Source organism: Pantoea sp. SGAir0430 (assembly GCF_043549295.1).
This window is the reverse complement of the sequence record NZ_CP039427.1, coordinates 1409781-1426643: the sequence shown is the minus strand read 5'-3', so window position 1 is coordinate 1426643 and position 16863 is coordinate 1409781. Positions and strand designations below refer to the sequence as shown.

15 protein-coding genes are annotated in these 16863 nt (G+C 58.6%); 13 read left to right on the top strand and 2 right to left on the bottom strand.

Annotated features, from left to right (window positions below):
* The first annotated feature begins 21 nt into the window (after positions 1-21).
* From flgE to flgL, 8 genes are all read left to right on the top strand, one after another.
* Entirely contained in the window at positions 22-1224 is a 1203-nt protein-coding gene (flgE, locus tag E7738_RS06885; protein WP_021506420.1) for a flagellar hook protein FlgE, read from the top strand.
* A gap of 20 nt (positions 1225-1244) precedes the next feature.
* Positions 1245-2003, top strand: a complete 759-nt coding sequence (locus E7738_RS06880; RefSeq protein ID WP_058759464.1) for a flagellar basal body rod protein FlgF — start codon at positions 1245-1247, stop codon at positions 2001-2003.
* 17 nt (positions 2004-2020) lie between these two features.
* Positions 2021-2803, top strand: a complete 783-nt coding sequence (flgG, locus tag E7738_RS06875) for a flagellar basal-body rod protein FlgG (RefSeq protein WP_021506418.1) — start codon at positions 2021-2023, stop codon at positions 2801-2803.
* Between the two features lie 62 nt (positions 2804-2865).
* The gene (locus E7738_RS06870) at positions 2866-3576 is read left to right on the top strand and encodes a flagellar basal body L-ring protein FlgH (protein ID WP_021506417.1); all 711 of its coding nucleotides are present in this window, start codon (positions 2866-2868) and stop codon (positions 3574-3576) included.
* 69 nt (positions 3577-3645) lie between these two features.
* Positions 3646-4695 (top strand): flagellar basal body P-ring protein FlgI, encoded by a 1050-nt coding sequence (locus tag E7738_RS06865; RefSeq protein ID WP_230201060.1) that lies wholly within the window; start codon positions 3646-3648, stop codon positions 4693-4695.
* The gene (gene flgJ, locus E7738_RS06860; RefSeq protein ID WP_058775423.1) at positions 4695-5636 is read left to right on the top strand and encodes a flagellar assembly peptidoglycan hydrolase FlgJ; all 942 of its coding nucleotides are present in this window, start codon (positions 4695-4697) and stop codon (positions 5634-5636) included. The genes E7738_RS06865 and flgJ overlap by 1 nt, the downstream gene beginning before the upstream one ends.
* A gap of 116 nt (positions 5637-5752) precedes the next feature.
* Complete coding sequence (gene flgK, locus E7738_RS06855; RefSeq protein WP_021506414.1) at positions 5753-7396, top strand: flagellar hook-associated protein FlgK; 1644 nt, start codon at positions 5753-5755, stop codon at positions 7394-7396.
* A 17-nt stretch (positions 7397-7413) separates the two neighbouring features.
* Complete coding sequence (gene flgL / locus E7738_RS06850) at positions 7414-8379, top strand: flagellar hook-associated protein FlgL (RefSeq protein ID WP_058775424.1); 966 nt, start codon at positions 7414-7416, stop codon at positions 8377-8379.
* A gap of 180 nt (positions 8380-8559) precedes the next feature.
* Here flgL and rne read toward each other — a convergent pair whose 3' ends face one another.
* Positions 8560-11850, bottom strand: a complete 3291-nt coding sequence (rne, locus tag E7738_RS06845; protein WP_394516229.1) for a ribonuclease E — start codon at positions 11848-11850, stop codon at positions 8560-8562.
* 573 nt (positions 11851-12423) lie between these two features.
* Between rne and rluC the strand changes: the two genes are divergently transcribed.
* Positions 12424-13383 (top strand): 23S rRNA pseudouridine(955/2504/2580) synthase RluC, encoded by a 960-nt coding sequence (gene rluC / locus E7738_RS06840; RefSeq protein WP_125309362.1) that lies wholly within the window; start codon positions 12424-12426, stop codon positions 13381-13383.
* Positions 13384-13393: 10 nt separating this feature from the next.
* On the opposite strand, the gene E7738_RS06835 is transcribed toward rluC, so the two are convergent.
* Positions 13394-13975, bottom strand: coding sequence for a Maf family protein (locus E7738_RS06835; protein ID WP_181444758.1), 582 nt, complete (start codon positions 13973-13975; stop codon positions 13394-13396).
* Between the two features lie 143 nt (positions 13976-14118).
* On the opposite strand from E7738_RS06835, the gene yceD reads away from it, so the two are divergent.
* From yceD to E7738_RS06815, 4 genes are read left to right on the top strand one after another with little or no spacing between them, the layout of a single operon-like run.
* On the top strand, positions 14119-14640 hold the full coding sequence (yceD, locus tag E7738_RS06830; RefSeq protein WP_058759469.1) for a 23S rRNA accumulation protein YceD: 522 nt from the start codon (positions 14119-14121) through the stop codon (positions 14638-14640).
* Between the two features lie 14 nt (positions 14641-14654).
* Positions 14655-14825: a 50S ribosomal protein L32 gene (rpmF, locus tag E7738_RS06825; RefSeq protein ID WP_016192161.1), complete on the top strand. Its 171-nt coding sequence runs from the start codon at positions 14655-14657 to the stop codon at positions 14823-14825.
* Positions 14826-14852: 27 nt separating this feature from the next.
* On the top strand, positions 14853-15893 hold the full coding sequence (gene plsX / locus E7738_RS06820) for a phosphate acyltransferase PlsX (protein WP_394516228.1): 1041 nt from the start codon (positions 14853-14855) through the stop codon (positions 15891-15893).
* Positions 15894-16847 (top strand): beta-ketoacyl-ACP synthase III, encoded by a 954-nt coding sequence (locus tag E7738_RS06815; RefSeq protein WP_021506407.1) that lies wholly within the window; start codon positions 15894-15896, stop codon positions 16845-16847.
* Positions 16848-16863: the final 16 nt, after the last annotated feature.

The window sequence follows — 16863 nt, the reverse complement described above, 5'->3', positions numbered from 1 at the left end:
CCTCTTAGCAGGAGAAATAGCATGTCATTTTCACAAGCGGTGAGCGGCCTGGGCGCTGCCTCCAGCAACCTCGACGTTATTGGTAACAACATCGCCAACTCGGCGACGGCCGGCTTTAAATCCAGCACCATCGCGTTTGCCGATATGTTCGCCGGTTCGAATGTGGGTATGGGTACCAAAGTCGCAGCGGTGATTCAGAACTTTAACGACGGCACCACCACCTCTACCAGCCGTGGGCTGGACGTGGCGCTGAGCGGCAACGGTTTCTTCCGTCTGACCGACGCCAGCGGCGGCGTGTTCTATTCGCGTAACGGCCAGTTCACGCTGGACGAAAACCGTAACCTGGTGAACACCCAGGGCCTGACCGTAACCGGCTATCCGGCTAACGGCACCCCGCCAACCATTCAGGCCGGTGCCAACCCGGTCGCGCTGAGCATTCCGACCACCCAGATGTCGGCGCGCGCCACCACTACCGCCACCATGGTATCCAACCTGAACTCAACCGATGCGGTGCCAACCGGCGGTGCGTTCACGGCAACCAACGTGGATACTTACAACGCCAAAAGCACCGTGACCGTGTACGACTCGCAGGGTAACGACCACGCGCTGGATCTGTACTACGTCAAAACGGCCGACAACAACTGGACGGTGCACGCGATTGATTCCACCACCGGTCAGGCTGCCGGTAACTTCAACATGGTATTCGATACCAGCGGTAACCTGACCTCGGCCAGCACAGTGGCGCTGACCATTCAGGGTGCGAACGGTGCTGCGGCCAACCAGGCGGTCAGCCTCAGCGTGCTCGGCAGCCTGCAGCAGAACACCGGCAAAACCAACTTCGGTAACCCAACCCAGGATGGCTATGCACCGGGCGATCTGACCAGCTACACCATCAACGACGACGGCACCATCACCGGGACTTACTCCAACCAGAAAACCCAGCTGCTGGGTCAGATTGTGCTGGCGAGTTTCTCTAACCCGGAAGGGCTGAAGTCCGAGGGTGATAACGTCTGGTCGGCAACCAACTCTTCGGGCCAGGCGGCAGTCGGTCTGGCAGGCACCGGTACCTACGGCAACCTGACCTCCGGCGCGCTGGAAGCGTCCAACGTCGACCTGAGTAAAGAGCTGGTGAATATGATCGTTGCCCAGCGTAACTATCAGGCCAACAGCCAGACCATCAAAACGCAGGACCAGATTCTTAACACCCTGGTCAACCTTCGTTAATACGCTAACGGGATTGCTTTATGGATCACGCAATATATACCGCGATGGGCGCGGCCAGTCAGACGATGGAGCAACAGTCTGTCACCGCCAGCAACCTCGCCAACGCCTCGACGCCGGGCTTTCGCGCTCAGCTCAATGCGCTGCGCGCGGTGCCGGTCAACGGCTGGTCGCTGCCAACACGTACGCTGGTGGCCGCTTCGACGCCGGGTGCCGATATGTCGCAGGGCTCGCTCGATTATACCGAGCGTCCGCTCGATGTGGCGGTGCAGCAGGATGGCTGGCTGGCGGTGCGTACCGCTGACGGCAGCGAAGCTTATACCCGCAACGGTAACATGCAGATCAGCCCGACCGGCCAGCTGACCATTCAGGGCAATCCCGTGATGGGCGATGGCGGTCCGATTGCCGTGCCGCAGGGCGCGCAACTGACCATTGCCGCCGACGGCTCCATCACCGCGCTTAACGCCGGTGACGCGCCGAACGCCACGGTGCAGCTCGGACGGCTGAAGCTGGTACGTGCCACAGGCCAGGAACTGACGCGCGGTGATGACGGCATGTTCCGTCCCAGCGCCGCCACTCAGGCACAGCGCGGCGCGGCGCTGCCGAATGACGCGACCGTGCAGGTGATGCCGGGCGTGCTGGAGGGCAGCAACGTGAAGCCCGTGGAAACCATGGTCGACATGATCGCCAACGCCCGACGTTTCGAGATGCAGATGAAAGTGATCTCCAACGTCGATGAAAACGAACAGCGGGCTAATCAGCTGCTCAATATGAGCAGCTAAGGCTTAAGGAAAACACAATGATTCGTTCTTTATGGATCGCGAAAACCGGTCTTGACGCACAGCAGACCAACATGGACGTCATCGCCAACAACCTGGCGAACGTCAGCACCAACGGCTTTAAGCGTTCACGCGCGGTGTTCGAAGACCTGATGTACCAGACCCTGCGTCAGCCGGGTGCGCAGTCGTCAGAACAGACCACGCTGCCGTCGGGCCTGCAGATCGGTACCGGTGTGCGTCCGGTGACCACCGAACGTCTGCACAACCAGGGCAACCTGTCGCAGACCAGCAACTCAAAAGATGTGGCGATTAATGGTCAGGGCTATTTCCAGGTGCAGATGCCGGACGGCACCTCTGCGTATACCCGCGACGGCTCGTTCCAGGTGGATCAGAACGGCCAGCTGGTGACCAACGCCGGTTTCCCGGTGCAGCCAGGCATCACTATTCCGGCGAATGCCACCAGCATCACCATTGCGCGTGACGGCGTGGTGACGGTGACACAGCAAGGGCAGACGCAGCCGGCGCAGGTTGGCCAGCTGACGCTCAGCACCTTCATGAACGATGCCGGACTGGATAGCGTCGGGGAAAACCTCTATCAGGAAACCCAGGCCTCCGGCGCGCCGACCGAAAGCACGCCGGGCCAGAACGGGGCCGGTCTGCTGTATCAGGGTTACGTGGAAACCTCCAACGTCAACGTGGCGGAAGAGCTGGTGACCATGATCCAGACGCAGCGCGCTTATGAGATCAACAGCAAAGCGATCAGCACCTCCGATCAGATGCTGCAGAAGTTAACCCAGCTGTAATGCCGGGATCGTTGGGCCAGCGCGTCTGGCCCGATTAAGAACATGAAAAAGGTCAGAACTCCGTGGCGAAGCAAGTGATTCTCAAGCCTGGGCATTGGTTAGTAGCCACGCTGCTACTGACCCTTAACGGTTGTGCGCTGGTGCCGCGCACGCCACTGGTACAGGGCGCGACGACGGCTGAGCCGACGCCATCCGCACCGCCGGTGGTGAACGGTTCCATTTTTCAGGGCGTGGCGCCGCTCAACTACGGCTATCAGCCGCTGTTTGAGGATCGTCGTCCACGTAACATTGGTGACACCCTGACCATTACGCTGCAGGAAAACGTCAGCGCCAGCAAAAGCTCTTCAGCGAATGCCAGCCGCGACGGCAGCAACAGCTTTGGCCTGAGCGCCATCCCAACCGGCCTGGCCGGACTGGTGGGCGCCGGCGGCGAAAAAGCCGCGCTCGATGCCAACGGCAAAAACGATTTCGCTGGCAAAGGTGGCGCGACCGCCAACAACACCTTTACCGGCACCATCACCGTCACCGTTAACCAGGTGCTGTCGAACGGCAACCTGCGCGTGGTCGGCGAGAAACAGATTGAAATCAACCAGGGCACCGAATTTATTCGCTTCTCTGGCGTAGTGAACCCGCGCACCATCAGCGCCAGCAACGCGGTGCTGTCAACGCAGGTCGCCGATGCACGTATTGAGTACGTCGGTAACGGTTATATCAATGAGGCGCAGACCATGGGCTGGTTCCAGCGCTTCTTCCTGAACGTCTCGCCGATGTAAGAGGTCATGATGAAAAACACTACACTGCTGCGTTTGGGCCTGGGCCTGTTGCTCGGCATCAGCAGCCTGATGGCGCAGGCCGATCGCATCCGCGATCTCACCAGCGTGCAGGGCGTACGCGATAACCAGCTGATTGGTTACGGTCTGGTGGTTGGCCTTGATGGCACCGGTGACCAGACCACCCAGACGCCGTTCACCACGCAAACGGTGAGTAACATGCTATCGCAGCTGGGCATCACCGTGCCCGCCGGCACCAACATGCAGCTGAAAAACGTGGCGGCGGTGATGGTCACCGCCAAACTGCCGTCGTTTGCCCGTCAGGGACAGACGGTTGACGTAGTGGTGTCCTCACTGGGTAACGCCAAAAGCTTGCGCGGCGGTACGCTGCTGATGACGCCGCTGAAGGGCGTCGATAACCAGGTTTACGCGCTGGCGCAGGGTAACATTCTGGTAGGCGGGGCGGGTGCCTCGGCCGGCGGCAGCAGCGTGCAGGTTAACCAGCTCAACGGCGGCCGCATTACCGGTGGCGCCACTGTGGAACGTGAGCTGCAGAGCAACTTCGGCAGCCAGAACACCATCAACCTGCAGCTTAACAACGAAGATTTCACCATGGCGCAGCGCATTGCTGATGCCATCAACAGCCGTGGCGTGGGGTCAGCGCTGCCGCTGGACGCCCGTACCGTGCAAATCCGCGTGTCGCCGAATAACAGCTCGCAGGTACGTCTGCTGGCGGAGATCCAGAACATCGACGTGTCGGTGCCGCTGGAAGACGCCAAAGTGATCATTAACTCGCGCACCGGTTCGGTGGTGATGAATCGCGAAGTGACGCTCAACACCTGTGCGGTGGCGCAGGGCAACCTGTCGGTCACGGTTAATCAGCAGCAGAACGTCAGCCAGCCGGATACGCCGTTTGCCGGTGGTCAGACGGTTGCCACCACGCAAACGCAGATCGATCTGCGTCAGAGCGGCGGCGCGCTGCAGCGGGTTAACGCCAGTGCCAACCTGAACAACGTAGTGCGGGCGCTGAATGCGCTGGGTGCGACACCGATTGAGCTGATGTCGATTCTGCAATCGATGGAGAGCGCGGGCTGCCTGCGCGCGAAGCTGGAAATTATCTGATGACCGATACGCAATCGCTGATGAACGCGGCGTATGACAGCCGCTCGCTGAACGAACTGAAACGCCAGGCTGCCGTGGACCCGAAAGGCAAAGCGCTGCAGGTGGCGAAGCAGGTCGAAGGGATGTTCGTGCAGATGATGCTGAAGAGCATGCGTGAAGCGCTGCCGCAGGATGGCATGCTGAGCAACGATCAGACGCGGCTTTACACCTCGCTGTACGATCAGCAGATTGCGCAGGAAATCGGCAAGCGCGGGCTGGGTCTGGCCGACACCATTGTCAAACAGATGCAGCCGGCGCAGGCACCTGACGAAAGCGCCGGTACCGTGCCGATGAAACTGGATAACAGCTTCATCTATAGCAGCCTGGCGCCCACGCAGCTGGAGCAGATGGTGCGCAAAGCGGTGCCGCGTCTGCCGGTCTCGCCGGCCAGCCTGCCGGGTGACAGCAATGAGTTTATCGCCCAGCTGGCGCAGCCGGCGAAAGTGGCCAGCCAGCAGAGCGGCATTCCTCACCATCTGATTCTGGCGCAGGCGGCACTGGAGTCCGGCTGGGGCCAGCGGCAGATCCTGACGCGCGACGGTAAGCCGAGCTACAACGTGTTCGGGATCAAAGCCAGCGGCGACTGGAAGGGCGAAACCACCGACATCATGACCACGGAATACGAGGGCGGTGAAGCGAAGAAAGTGCGCGCCACCTTCCGCGTTTATGGCTCCTATTTCGAAGCGCTCAGCGATTACGTGCGGTTGATTTCCAGTAACCCACGTTATGCGGCGGTGGCGAACGCACCGAGCGCCGAGCAGGGCGCGCGCGCGCTGCAGGCGGCTGGCTATGCGACTGACCCGAAATATGCGCAGAAACTGGTAGGAATGATTCAGCAATTCAAAAACATGGGCGAAAAAGTGGTTAAGGCTTACAGCCAGGATTTCACCGACCTGTTCTGATTTTTCCGCTCAAGTTTCGCTTAAGCACGCCGATAACCTTCACATGCCGCGGGCGTTGTGGCCCGCGCAATCGCACTGATGACTGCCAGCCCGGTTAACGGGAAAAAGGAACCGAGATGTCCAGCATAATTAACTCCGCGATGAGCGGGCTGAGCGCCGCACAGGCCGCATTAAGCACCACCAGTAACAACATCAGTAATTACACCGTGGCCGGTTATTCGCGCCAGACGATTTTGCTGTCGCAGGCCAACAGTACGCTGCAGGGCAGCAACTATTATGGCAACGGCGTCAATGTGACCGGCGTGCAGCGTGAATACGATGAGTTTATTACCGCCCAGCTGCGCGGTAACAGCGCCAACTACAGCGCGGTCAATTCACAGTACAACCAGATTTCGAATATTGATGATCTGTTGTCGACGTCGACCACCAGCCTGTCTGACTCGATTCAGAGCTTTTTCACTAACGTGCAGAACGTGGTGAGTAACGCAGACGATCCTTCTGCGCGTCAGTCTATGCTGAGCTATGCGCAGGGACTGGTAAACCAGTTCCAGACTACCGCACAGTATCTGACCAGCATGCAAAACAGCGTCAATACGGACATCAAAGCCAGCGTCGAGCAGATCAACACCTATTCCAGCCAGATTGCCGATCTCAACACGCAGATCGCCAAGCTGACCACCGGCGGCGGCTCTGCGCCTAACGATCTGCTCGATCAGCGCGATCAGCTGGTCAATAACCTGAATGGCCTGGTCGGCGTAAACGTTTCGCAGCAGGACGGTAATTACATCGTCTCGATGGGCAACACCACGCTGGTCAATGGCAGCAAAACCACCTCGCTGATCGCCATGCCTTCCAGCAGCGATGCGTCGCGCATTACCGTGGGCTATGTCGATAAGCAGGCCGGTAACGTTGAGATCCCGGAAAAAACGCTGACCACCGGTTCGCTCGGGGGCCTGCTGGCGTTCCGTACCCAGGATCTGGACAACGCGCAGAACCAGCTCGGGCAGCTGGCAGCGGCATTCACCACCAGCTTCAACCAGGTGCACAGCCAGGGCTATGACAGCAAAGGCAACACCGGCATCAACTTCTTCAATATTGGTAGCCCGACAGTGGTGACCAACAGCAAAAACACCTCTGCCGCTACCGTCAGCGCCAGCTGGACCGACACCGGGGCGATGAAAGCCTCTAACTACAGCGTGAGCTATGACGGCAGCAACTGGTCGGTGACGCGTCTTTCCGACAACGTGAAAGTGACGCCGACCATGGGCAGCGACGGTGCCGGCAATACCACCATGAGCTTTGACGGACTGTCATTAACGGTAAATGGAACGGCTAACGCCAAAGACAGCTTCCTGGTCAAACCGGTGCAGGATGTGATTAGCGGCATGTCAGTGGCTATCACCAGTGAATCGCAGATCGCGGCAGCTTCGGCTGCGGGTGGCGCCAGCGATAACCGTAACGCGCAAAAGCTGCTGGACCTGCAGGATGCCAAACTGATTAACGGTAACGCCACGCTGGCGCAGGGTTATGCCAGCCTGGTGAGCACCGTCGGCAACAAAACCAAAAACCTCGAAACCGCCGCCACCACCCAGAAGGGCGTGGTGACGCAGCTGACCGAACGTCAGCAGTCGGTTTCTGGCGTAAACCTCGACGAAGAGTACGCCAACCTGAGCAAATATCAGCAATTTTACATGGCGAACGCGCAGGTACTGCAAACCGCCAATACCATTTTCGATGCTCTGATGAGCATTCGCGGTTAATACGGGAGGCCTGACCGATGAGACTCAGTACCAATATGATTTTCGACCAGCAGGTGCGCGGCGTCACTGACGCGCAATCCTCCTGGCTGAAAGCGGGTGAACAATTGTCAACCGGTCGCCGCGTGACCAATCCGTCTGACGATCCGATCGCCGCTTCGCGCGCCGTGGTGCTGTCGCAGACGCAGGCGCGCGACAGCCAGTTCGCGCTGGCGCGTTCGTTCGCGAATCAGGGCCTGTCGCTGGAAGAGAGCACGCTGAGTGATGTCACGACGGCGATTCAGTCGGCGCAGTCCACGCTGATCAGCGCCGGTAACGGCTCGCTGAGTGACGATGACCGCGCGTCTTATGCTACCCAGCTGGAGGGCATTCGCTCGCAGCTGCTCAACCTGGCCAACAGCAAAGACGGGAACGGCCGCTACCTGTTTGCCGGCTATGCGTCCGACAAGCCGCCGTTCACTGAAGATGCCAGCGGTAAAATCATCTATAGCGGTGGCAGCGACGCGATCACTCAGAAAGTCGACAGCGAACGCACCATGACGGTGGGCCATACCGGTAATTCAATTTTTGACCAGCTGACCAGCAACGCCAAGCCGGAGCCGGATGGCAGCCCCAGCCAGACTAACCTGTTCGATATGCTGGATGACGCCATTGCAGCGCTGAAAGTGCCGCAGAATGACGCTGACGATGCCACTAAACAGACCTTCAGCGCGGCGATGGACAAGGCCAACCGTGGCTTCAGCAACTCGCTGAACAACGTGCTGGCGGTGCGTTCTGAGATTGGTACCCAGCTGGACGAACTGGATACGCTGGATGCAAAAGGTGACGACCGCAAGGTGACGCTGAAAGATCAGATGAGCACGCTGGTTAACGTCGATTACACCGAAGCCATTTCTACCTACACCATGCAGCAGCAGCTGCTGCAGGCGTCGTACACCACCTTTAGCGATATGTCGAAGATGTCGCTGTTCCAGATGAATAAATAAACCTGACTGTTTGAGCGTACTTAAACCGGGTACGCTTAGTTTTTCCCACTGCCTGCGAGGGCCGTGGGATTTTTTTTGGCTTTTATTCAGAGTGTTCAGTCAGGTGGGAGGGGAGAATGCGGGCAATAAAAAACCCCGGACCAGCCGGGGTTTGGAGACGGTAGGCTCTACAGCAGAGGTTTACGCGCTTTCCGGACGGGTAGCCGGTGCGGTAGCCTGATGCGTGGCGCTATGACCGCCGGCTGAACCGCGTCCTTCGAAGTTGAAGGCCGGACGGACCCAGTCACTGTGACGCACGGGCTCAGGTTCCCATGCTGGTGCCGGTGCTTTGGTCATCGGTGCCGTAGCGTGATGCTTGAAGCGGGTCTCAGCATGGCTGACCCCGGTATCACGGGCGGCAACCGGTGCGTGCGGTTCGGTGACCGGCGCGACAGGTGCTTCGGCCGCTACCGGCGCGGACAGCACTTCTTCTACCTGCGCTTCAACCGCGGGTGACACCTCGATCGGAGCCTGTTCCGCTGCGCTAACCGCTTCGGTAACCACTTCGGTAACCACTGGCGGCGTCTCTTCGGCAGGCGTAACAGCCGGTTGCGCTTCTGCTGCGGTTTCCTGTGCAACTGCTTCATCGGCTGCGGAAATCACTGCTGGCTGGTGATCAACCGGTGCCGCCACTGGCGTCAGGTCATCAGTATTCACCACCGGCACCTCAGTGTGCGCCTGTGGTTCAGCCTGATGCACCACTTCTGGCGCTGACGTTTCTGGCTGTGCCACGGCTGTGGCTTCGACAGCCACAGGCAGTTCTTCCGCCGGCGCGGCATCCTGATAGCCATAGTCTGGCATTTCGTTCAGCGCCTGGTTAGAAGTGAAGTGCTCGTGAGTCTGCGTGACCGGATAAGTGATCCACACTTTGCCTGACGCCATCTCTGGTGAGGCAGCTGCTGTTTCCAGCGGCATCGCAGACTGCGTAGGGTAACGCTCGTCACGATAGCGACGACGACGCTGACCGCTGACGCGCAGATGACGCGGTGAGCGACGTGAACGGCGCGGCATGTTGGCCCCGTCACGGTTCTCGCTGTCATCCTGCTCATCCTGAGCGGTTTCAACTTGCTCTTTCAGCTGGGCGCGCTGGCTGTTTTCCTGCACCGCTTCAGTAACGGCAGCGGCAGGCAGCTCAGCAGGCATCGCCTCAGCGTTGTCACCTACGCGCACGCGCTGACTGAGCTGGCGCTGTTTGCGACGCGGCATAACCTGAACGCGTTCGTCTTCCTGCGCAACGCTGTCATCAACGCTATCAACAACAGGCACCTGCTCAGCAACTTGTGGTTCCTGCTGCGCACGCTTCTCTTCCTGACGACGACGCTGGCGCTCAGCACGCTGTTCGCGACGCTGTTGCTGCTGCTCATCACGCTGCTGCAGTTGCTCTTCAGTCAGCGCCGGACGCTCACCGCGCGCGTCATTCTGACGCTTGTTACGGCGGTTATCCTGATCGCGTGGCTCGCGTGCTTCACGAGGCTCACGGGGTTCACGCGGCTCGCGCGCTTCACGTGGCTCACGGCCTTCACGGCTCTGCGCATGCTCACCGTTGCGCGGTGTGCGCTCGCGACGATTGTTGTTGTTGCGACGGTTGTTACGACGCTCACCACGCTGCTGCGTATTCTCACCGTCAGCCGTTTTCGCTTCGGTCTTCTCTTCAGCAGGGGCTGCGGCGGGCGCATCACCGGCAAACAGTTTTTTCAGGCCACCCAGCAGGCGCGCAACAAAACCGGTACTGACCGTCGCGGGTGCTGCGACCGCCGGTTTGTTTTTGACGTCAACCGCTGCCGGCTGGCTCTCTTCGCTCACTTCAACCGGAGCCGGTGGTGCATCCGGCATCACGAAGGCGGCCAGTGCAGGCTGCTCCGGACGACGACGCTCAGCGTGCTCTTCTTCCGAAGGCAGCGCCATCTCGGCTTCATGCAGTTTCGGCAGGTGATAGGAGAGGGTCTGCGTCTCTTCACCTTTGCGTACGCGCAGCACCGAGTAGTGCGGCGTTTCCATCTGATCGTTTGGCACGATAATGGCACGCACGCCGCCCTGACGTTTCTCAATGGCACTGACCGCTTCACGTTTTTCGTTCAGCAGGTAAGAGGCCACCTGAACCGGCACAATGGCGTGCACTTCTTTGGTGTTGTCTTTCAGCGCTTCTTCTTCAATCAGACGCAGGATCGACAGCGACAGCGATTCGTTATCACGAATGGTGCCGGTGCCGCTACAGCGCGGGCAGACGTGATGGCTGGACTCACCCAGTGACGGGCTGAGGCGCTGACGCGACATCTCCAGCAGACCAAAGCGTGAAATGTGGCTGATCTGGATACGCGCCCGATCCTGACGTACCGCTTCACGCAGGCGGTTTTCCACGGCGCGCTGATGGCGCACAGGCGTCATATCTATGAAGTCGATAACAATCAGACCACCGAGGTCGCGCAGACGTAGCTGACGGGCAATCTCGTCGGCGGCTTCCAGGTTAGTGTTGAAGGCGGTCTCTTCGATATCGCCACCGCGTGTAGCGCGGGCGGAGTTGATATCGATGGCGGTCAGCGCTTCGGTGCTGTCGATAACGATAGAACCGCCGGACGGCAGACGCACTTCGCGCTGGAACGCCGATTCAATCTGCGATTCGATCTGGTAATGGCTGAACAGCGGAATTTCACCGGTGTACAGTTTGATTTTGCTGCTGAAGTCCGGACGACCGAGCGCGGCGATGTGCTGACGCGCCAGCTCCAGCACTTTCGGGTTATCGATAAGGATTTCACCGATATCCTGACGCAGGTAGTCGCGGAAGGCGCGGACAATCACGTTACTTTCCTGATGAATCAGGAACGGTGCCGGGCGGCTGTCTGCGGCTTTTTTGATGGCTTCCCAGTGCTTCAGACGGAAGCTGAGGTCCCACTGCAGCGATTCGGCAGATTTGCCGACGCCAGCGGTACGCACGATCAGGCCCATGCCGTCCGGCAGCTCCAGCGCTGACAGCGCCTCTTTCAGCTCGGTACGGTCGTCACCTTCGATACGGCGGGAAATGCCGCCAGCGCGCGGGTTGTTGGGCATCAGCACCAGATAGCTACCGGCCAGCGAAATAAAGGTGGTCAGTGCTGCCCCTTTATTACCGCGCTCCTCTTTATCGATTTGTACGATCACTTCCTGGCCTTCACGCAGCACATCTTTGATGTTCGGACGGCCATGCGCGTTGTAATTAGCAGGGAAGTATTCGCGGGAAATTTCTTTCAGAGGGAGGAAACCGTGACGCTCGGCACCGTAATCAACAAACGCAGCTTCGAGGCTGGGTTCAATACGGGTGATTTTACCTTTGTAGATGTTGGCTTTTTTCTGCTCGTGTCCGGGGCTTTCGATATCCAGATCGTACAGACGTTGTCCGTCAACAAGGGCAACGCGCAACTCCTCCTGCTGAGTTGCGTTGATTAACATTCTTTTCATCGTGACTTACTCGTTATTCTCACATGAGTGATAAAGCTGCGGGCATCGTTACCCTGGACGAGAATCAACCGATGGCCCCGTGTCTGCATGCACTGACGTCAACCTCACGGTTGTCGGCGGCTAAAGGGGCGCAAATCTTGTCGGTGGCCTGTTTTTCATAAGGAAAACCAGCGCCTGAAGGTGGAAGTGCTACAGAGTATTCAAAAATCCACACATCCCAGTCTGTCGTCCAGGCCGCAACCCGCAGCCCGCTAAGTGCCTGATTAAACATCACGTCTTACGCCATTGCTGCGTGTCCGTTTCATCCGGCAAAATACCTTAATTTCGCTCTTTTTCCTGCCTGACTCTTTCCAGGACAGAAACCTCTGCATTATTCCATTGCTTAGCAACTTATAGCAAGGCGACTTTTACCGAGCTGTGAAGTTTGTTCATCCTTAACCTGTTCATTTGCAGGGGTAATCATCGCATCGTTGAAAAAGCCAGCATTCTGGCCGCGTAACGCGGCGATAAAGTCAGAGTTAAGCACAGAAAAAGGGGTGGCGCTATCCGGGGACACTATTTAGAATCGCCGCCATGAAAACAGAGAATCCCGGCGTACAATTTGTCGCCATCACGGCTGAAAATGCCGGTCAACGCATTGATAACTTTTTGCGCACCCAGCTGAAAGGGGTGCCGAAAAGCATGATTTACCGCATTCTGCGTAAAGGCGAGGTGCGGGTGAATAAGAAGCGCGTAAAACCTGAATATAAGCTGGAAGACGGCGACGAAGTGCGCGTGCCGCCGGTGCGCGTGGCCGAGCGTGAAGAGCAGGCAGTGTCGCCCAAACTGGATAAAGTAGCGGCGCTGGAGTCGTGCATTCTGTATGAAGACGATTATCTGCTGGTGCTGAACAAACCGTCCGGCACCGCGGTGCACGGCGGCAGCGGGCTGAGCTTCGGCGTGATTGAAGGGCTGCGCGCGCTGCGCCCGGAGGCGCGTTTCCTTGAACTGGTGCACCGTCTCGATCGTGACACGTCCGGCATTTTGCTGGTGGCGAAGAAGCGCTCGGCGCTGCGTTCACTGCACGAGCAGCTGCGTGAGAAGGGCATGCAGAAGGATTATCTGGCGCTGGTGCGCGGCGACTGGCCATCGCACCTGAAAGTAGTGCAGGCACCGCTGCTGAAAAATATTCTGCAAAGCGGCGAGCGCGTGGTGCGGGTCAGCGCGGAGGGCAAGCCGTCAGAAACGCGCTTTAAAGTTGAAGAACGTTTTGGCCTGGCGACATTAGTTAAAGCCAGTCCGGTGACCGGACGTACGCATCAGATTCGCGTGCATACCCTGCATGGCGGGCACCCGATTGCCTTTGACGATCGCTATGGCGATCGCGAATTCGATCGCCAGCTGGCATCAACCGGTCTGGCGCGGCTGTTCCTGCATGCTGCCGCGCTGACGTTTACCCATCCCAACACCGGCGAAAGCCTGCGTATGGAAGCGCCGCTGGATAAGGCTCTGAAGCACTGCCTGTCCCAGCTGCGCCAGCAGAAAAAAGCCTGAGAGCGTGGCATCAGCCCAGCGGATTGATGCCCGCCTGCCTTAGCAGGCCATTCAGCGCGATCAGCGGTAAGCCAATCAGGCTATTGGGATCGCGCCCCTCCAGCCGTTCGAACAGACAAATCCCCAGTCCCTCACTTTTGAAACTGCCGGCGCACTGCAGCGGCTGCTCCAGCTCGACGTAGCGCGCGATCTCTGCCGCGCTCAGTTGCCGAAAATGCACGGTAAAGGGTTCACACAGTACATGCTGCTGCGCGCTGGCGGGGTGAATCAGCGCCAGGCCGGTGTAAAAGGTAATGGCTTTGCCGCTCGCCAGCGCCAGCTGCTGGCATGCGTTCTCTGCGGTATGCGGCTTGCCGGCGATGCGGCCGTCCAGTACACAGACCTGATCGGACCCAATGATCCAGTGCGCAGGATAGCGCGCGGCCAGCGCCTGCGCTTTGGCGATGGCCAGACGCTGCACCAGCTGCGGCGCGGCTTCTCCCGGCAGCGGCGTTTCATCGCTTTCAGGGGCGGCAGTGATAAACGGCAGGCCGAGCTTGCGCAGCAGCGCCTGACGGAACGGAGAGGTTGAGGCTAAAACCAGCGGTGTCATCATTTTTTTGCAGAAGTGATAGCGTAAAGATGACAGGCATTTTAAACTATGCGCCGCACTGGATGCGACTAACGGGTGAAAGATGCTGTAAACCGGCCTTTTTCTTTGACTCTATGACGTTACAAAGTTAATATGCGCGCCCTATGCAAAAGGTAAAATTACCCCTGACGCTCGATCCGGTCCGCGCCGCGCAAAAACGCCTGGATTATCACGGTGTTTACGCACCTGAATTGGTGGCGCGCCTGGCCGAAACGGTCGTGAGTGTGGACAGTGATGTGGAATGTGCCATGTCGTTTGCGGTTGACAACCAGCGCCTCGCGGTTCTGCAAGGAACAGCCGATGTGCAGGTAACGTTGTTATGTCAACGCTGCAACCAACCGTTCCCGCATGCTGTGCACGTAAGCTATTGCTTCAGTCCTGTCTCTTCTGATGAGCAGGCCGAGGCACTGCCGGAAGCCTACGAGCCGGTCGATGTCAACGATTTCGGTGAAATCGACCTGCTGGCGGTGATCGAAGATGAACTCATCCTCGCGCTGCCGGTCGTTCCGGTGCATGATTCTGAACACTGTGAAGTGTCCGACGCGGACATGGTCTTTGGCCAGCTGCCTGAAGAGGCGGAAAAACCAAACCCATTTGCCGTATTAGCCAGTTTAAAGCGTAAGTAATAGGAGTAAGGTCCATGGCCGTACAACAGAATAAACCAACCCGTTCTAAGCGTGGTATGCGTCGTTCGCACGATGCGCTGACCACTACCACTCTGTCAGTAGATAAAGTTTCTGGTGAAACTCATCTGCGTCACCATATCACTGCGGATGGTTACTACCGCGGTCGCAAGGTTATCACCAAGTAATTCTTTGCGGTTACGCAAGGCGATACCTTGACACGTTTGACCCTGGCAGTTGATGCCATGGGCGGGGACTTCGGTCCCTGCGTGACAGTGCCTGCAGCCTTGCAGGCACTGGCCTCTCATTCGCAGCTGGTTCTTCTTCTGGTCGGCGATCCCGACATCATCTCGTCATTTCTTGCCAAAGCGGATTCCTCGTTACTGGGGCGTGTGCAGGTAATCCCTGCCGAATCGGTTATTGCAAGTGATGCCAAACCCTCACAGGCGATTCGTAACAGCCGCGGCAGCTCCATGCGCGTGGCGTTAGAGCTGGTGAAAGAGGGGAAAGCGCAGGCGTGCGTCAGTGCTGGCAATACCGGTGCGCTGATGGGCCTGGCAAAATTATTACTGAAGCCGCTGGATGGCATTGAGCGTCCGGCGTTGATGACCGTGCTGCCACATCAGCAGCACGGCAAGACGGTGGTGTTGGATCTGGGCGCTAACGTCGATTCCGACAGTGAAATGCTGGTGCAGTTTGCGGTGATGGGTGCGGTGATGGCGGAAGAAGTGCTGGAAATCAGCCAGCCGCGCGTCGCGCTGCTCAACATCGGTCAGGAAGAGACGAAGGGGCTGGAGACGATTCGCGCCGCATCGGCGGTGCTGCGGGCCTCGCCGCAGATCAACTATATTGGTTACCTTGAGGGGAACGATCTCCTCACCGGCAAGACGGATGTGCTGGTCTGTGATGGCTTCGTCGGTAATGTCACGTTGAAGACCATGGAAGGCGTGGTAAGAATGTTTCTTTCTCTGCTCAAATCGTCAGGTGAAGGAAAAAAACGGGCCTGGTGGCTGAAATGGCTGGGACGCTGGCTCCAAAAGCGTCTGGCTAAACGTTTCGGTCATCTCAACCCCGACCAGTACAATGGCGCTTGTCTGTTAGGATTGCGCGGGACAGTGATCAAGAGCCACGGCGCGGCGAATCAACGTGCGTTTGCCGTGGCGATAGAACAGGCAGAGCAGGCGGTGCGCAAGCAAGTTCCCGAGAGAATTGCCGCGCGCCTTGACGCTGTATTAGCCAGGAGTGACAAAGCGTAGATGTTTACCAAAATTATCGGTACGGGCAGCTATTTGCCTGAGCAGGTTCGCAGCAACGCGGACCTGGAAAAAATGGTGGAGACTTCGGACGAGTGGATTGTCACCCGGACCGGTATTCGTGAACGTCGCATTGCGGCACCGGATGAAACGGTAGCCAGCATGGGCTTCACCGCTGCCCAGCGTGCGCTGGAGATGGCGGGCGTAGCAGCCAGCGACGTTGGCCTGATCATCGTGGCAACCACCTCGTCCAGCCACGCCTTCCCGAGCTCAGCGTGCATGATTCAGCAGATGCTGGAAATTAACGACTGCGCCGCCTTCGATCTCGCGGCCGCCTGTGCCGGCTTTACCTATGCACTGAGTGTGGCCGATCAATACATCAAAAACGGTGCGGTGAAGCACGCGCTGGTGATCGGCGCGGATGTGCTGGCACGTACCCTCGATCCTGACGATCGCGGCACCATCATCCTGTTTGGTGACGGCGCGGGTGCCGTGGTGCTCGGCGCAAGCGAAGAAGCGGGCATCCTCTCCACGCATCTGCATGCCGATGGCCGCTACGGTAAGCTGCTGACGCTGCCGTACCAGGATCGCGCGCATCAGGATGAGCCGGCTTACCTCACCATGGCCGGCAACGAAGTGTTTAAGGTCGCGGTCACTGAGCTGGCGCATATCGTCGATGAAACGCTGCAGGCGAATAATCTCGATCGTGAACAGCTTGACTGGCTGGTGCCGCATCAGGCCAACCTGCGCATCATCAGCGCCACCGCCAAAAAGCTCGGCATGGGCATGGATAAAGTGGTGGTGACGCTGGATCGACACGGCAACACCTCGGCAGCGTCGGTGCCAAGCGCGCTGGACGAAGCGGTACGTGATGGCCGCATCAAGCCCGGACACCTGATTTTGCTCGAGGCCTTTGGTGGCGGTTTCACCTGGGGCTCGGCGCTGGTTCGCTTTTGATTGACAGGAACGCAAG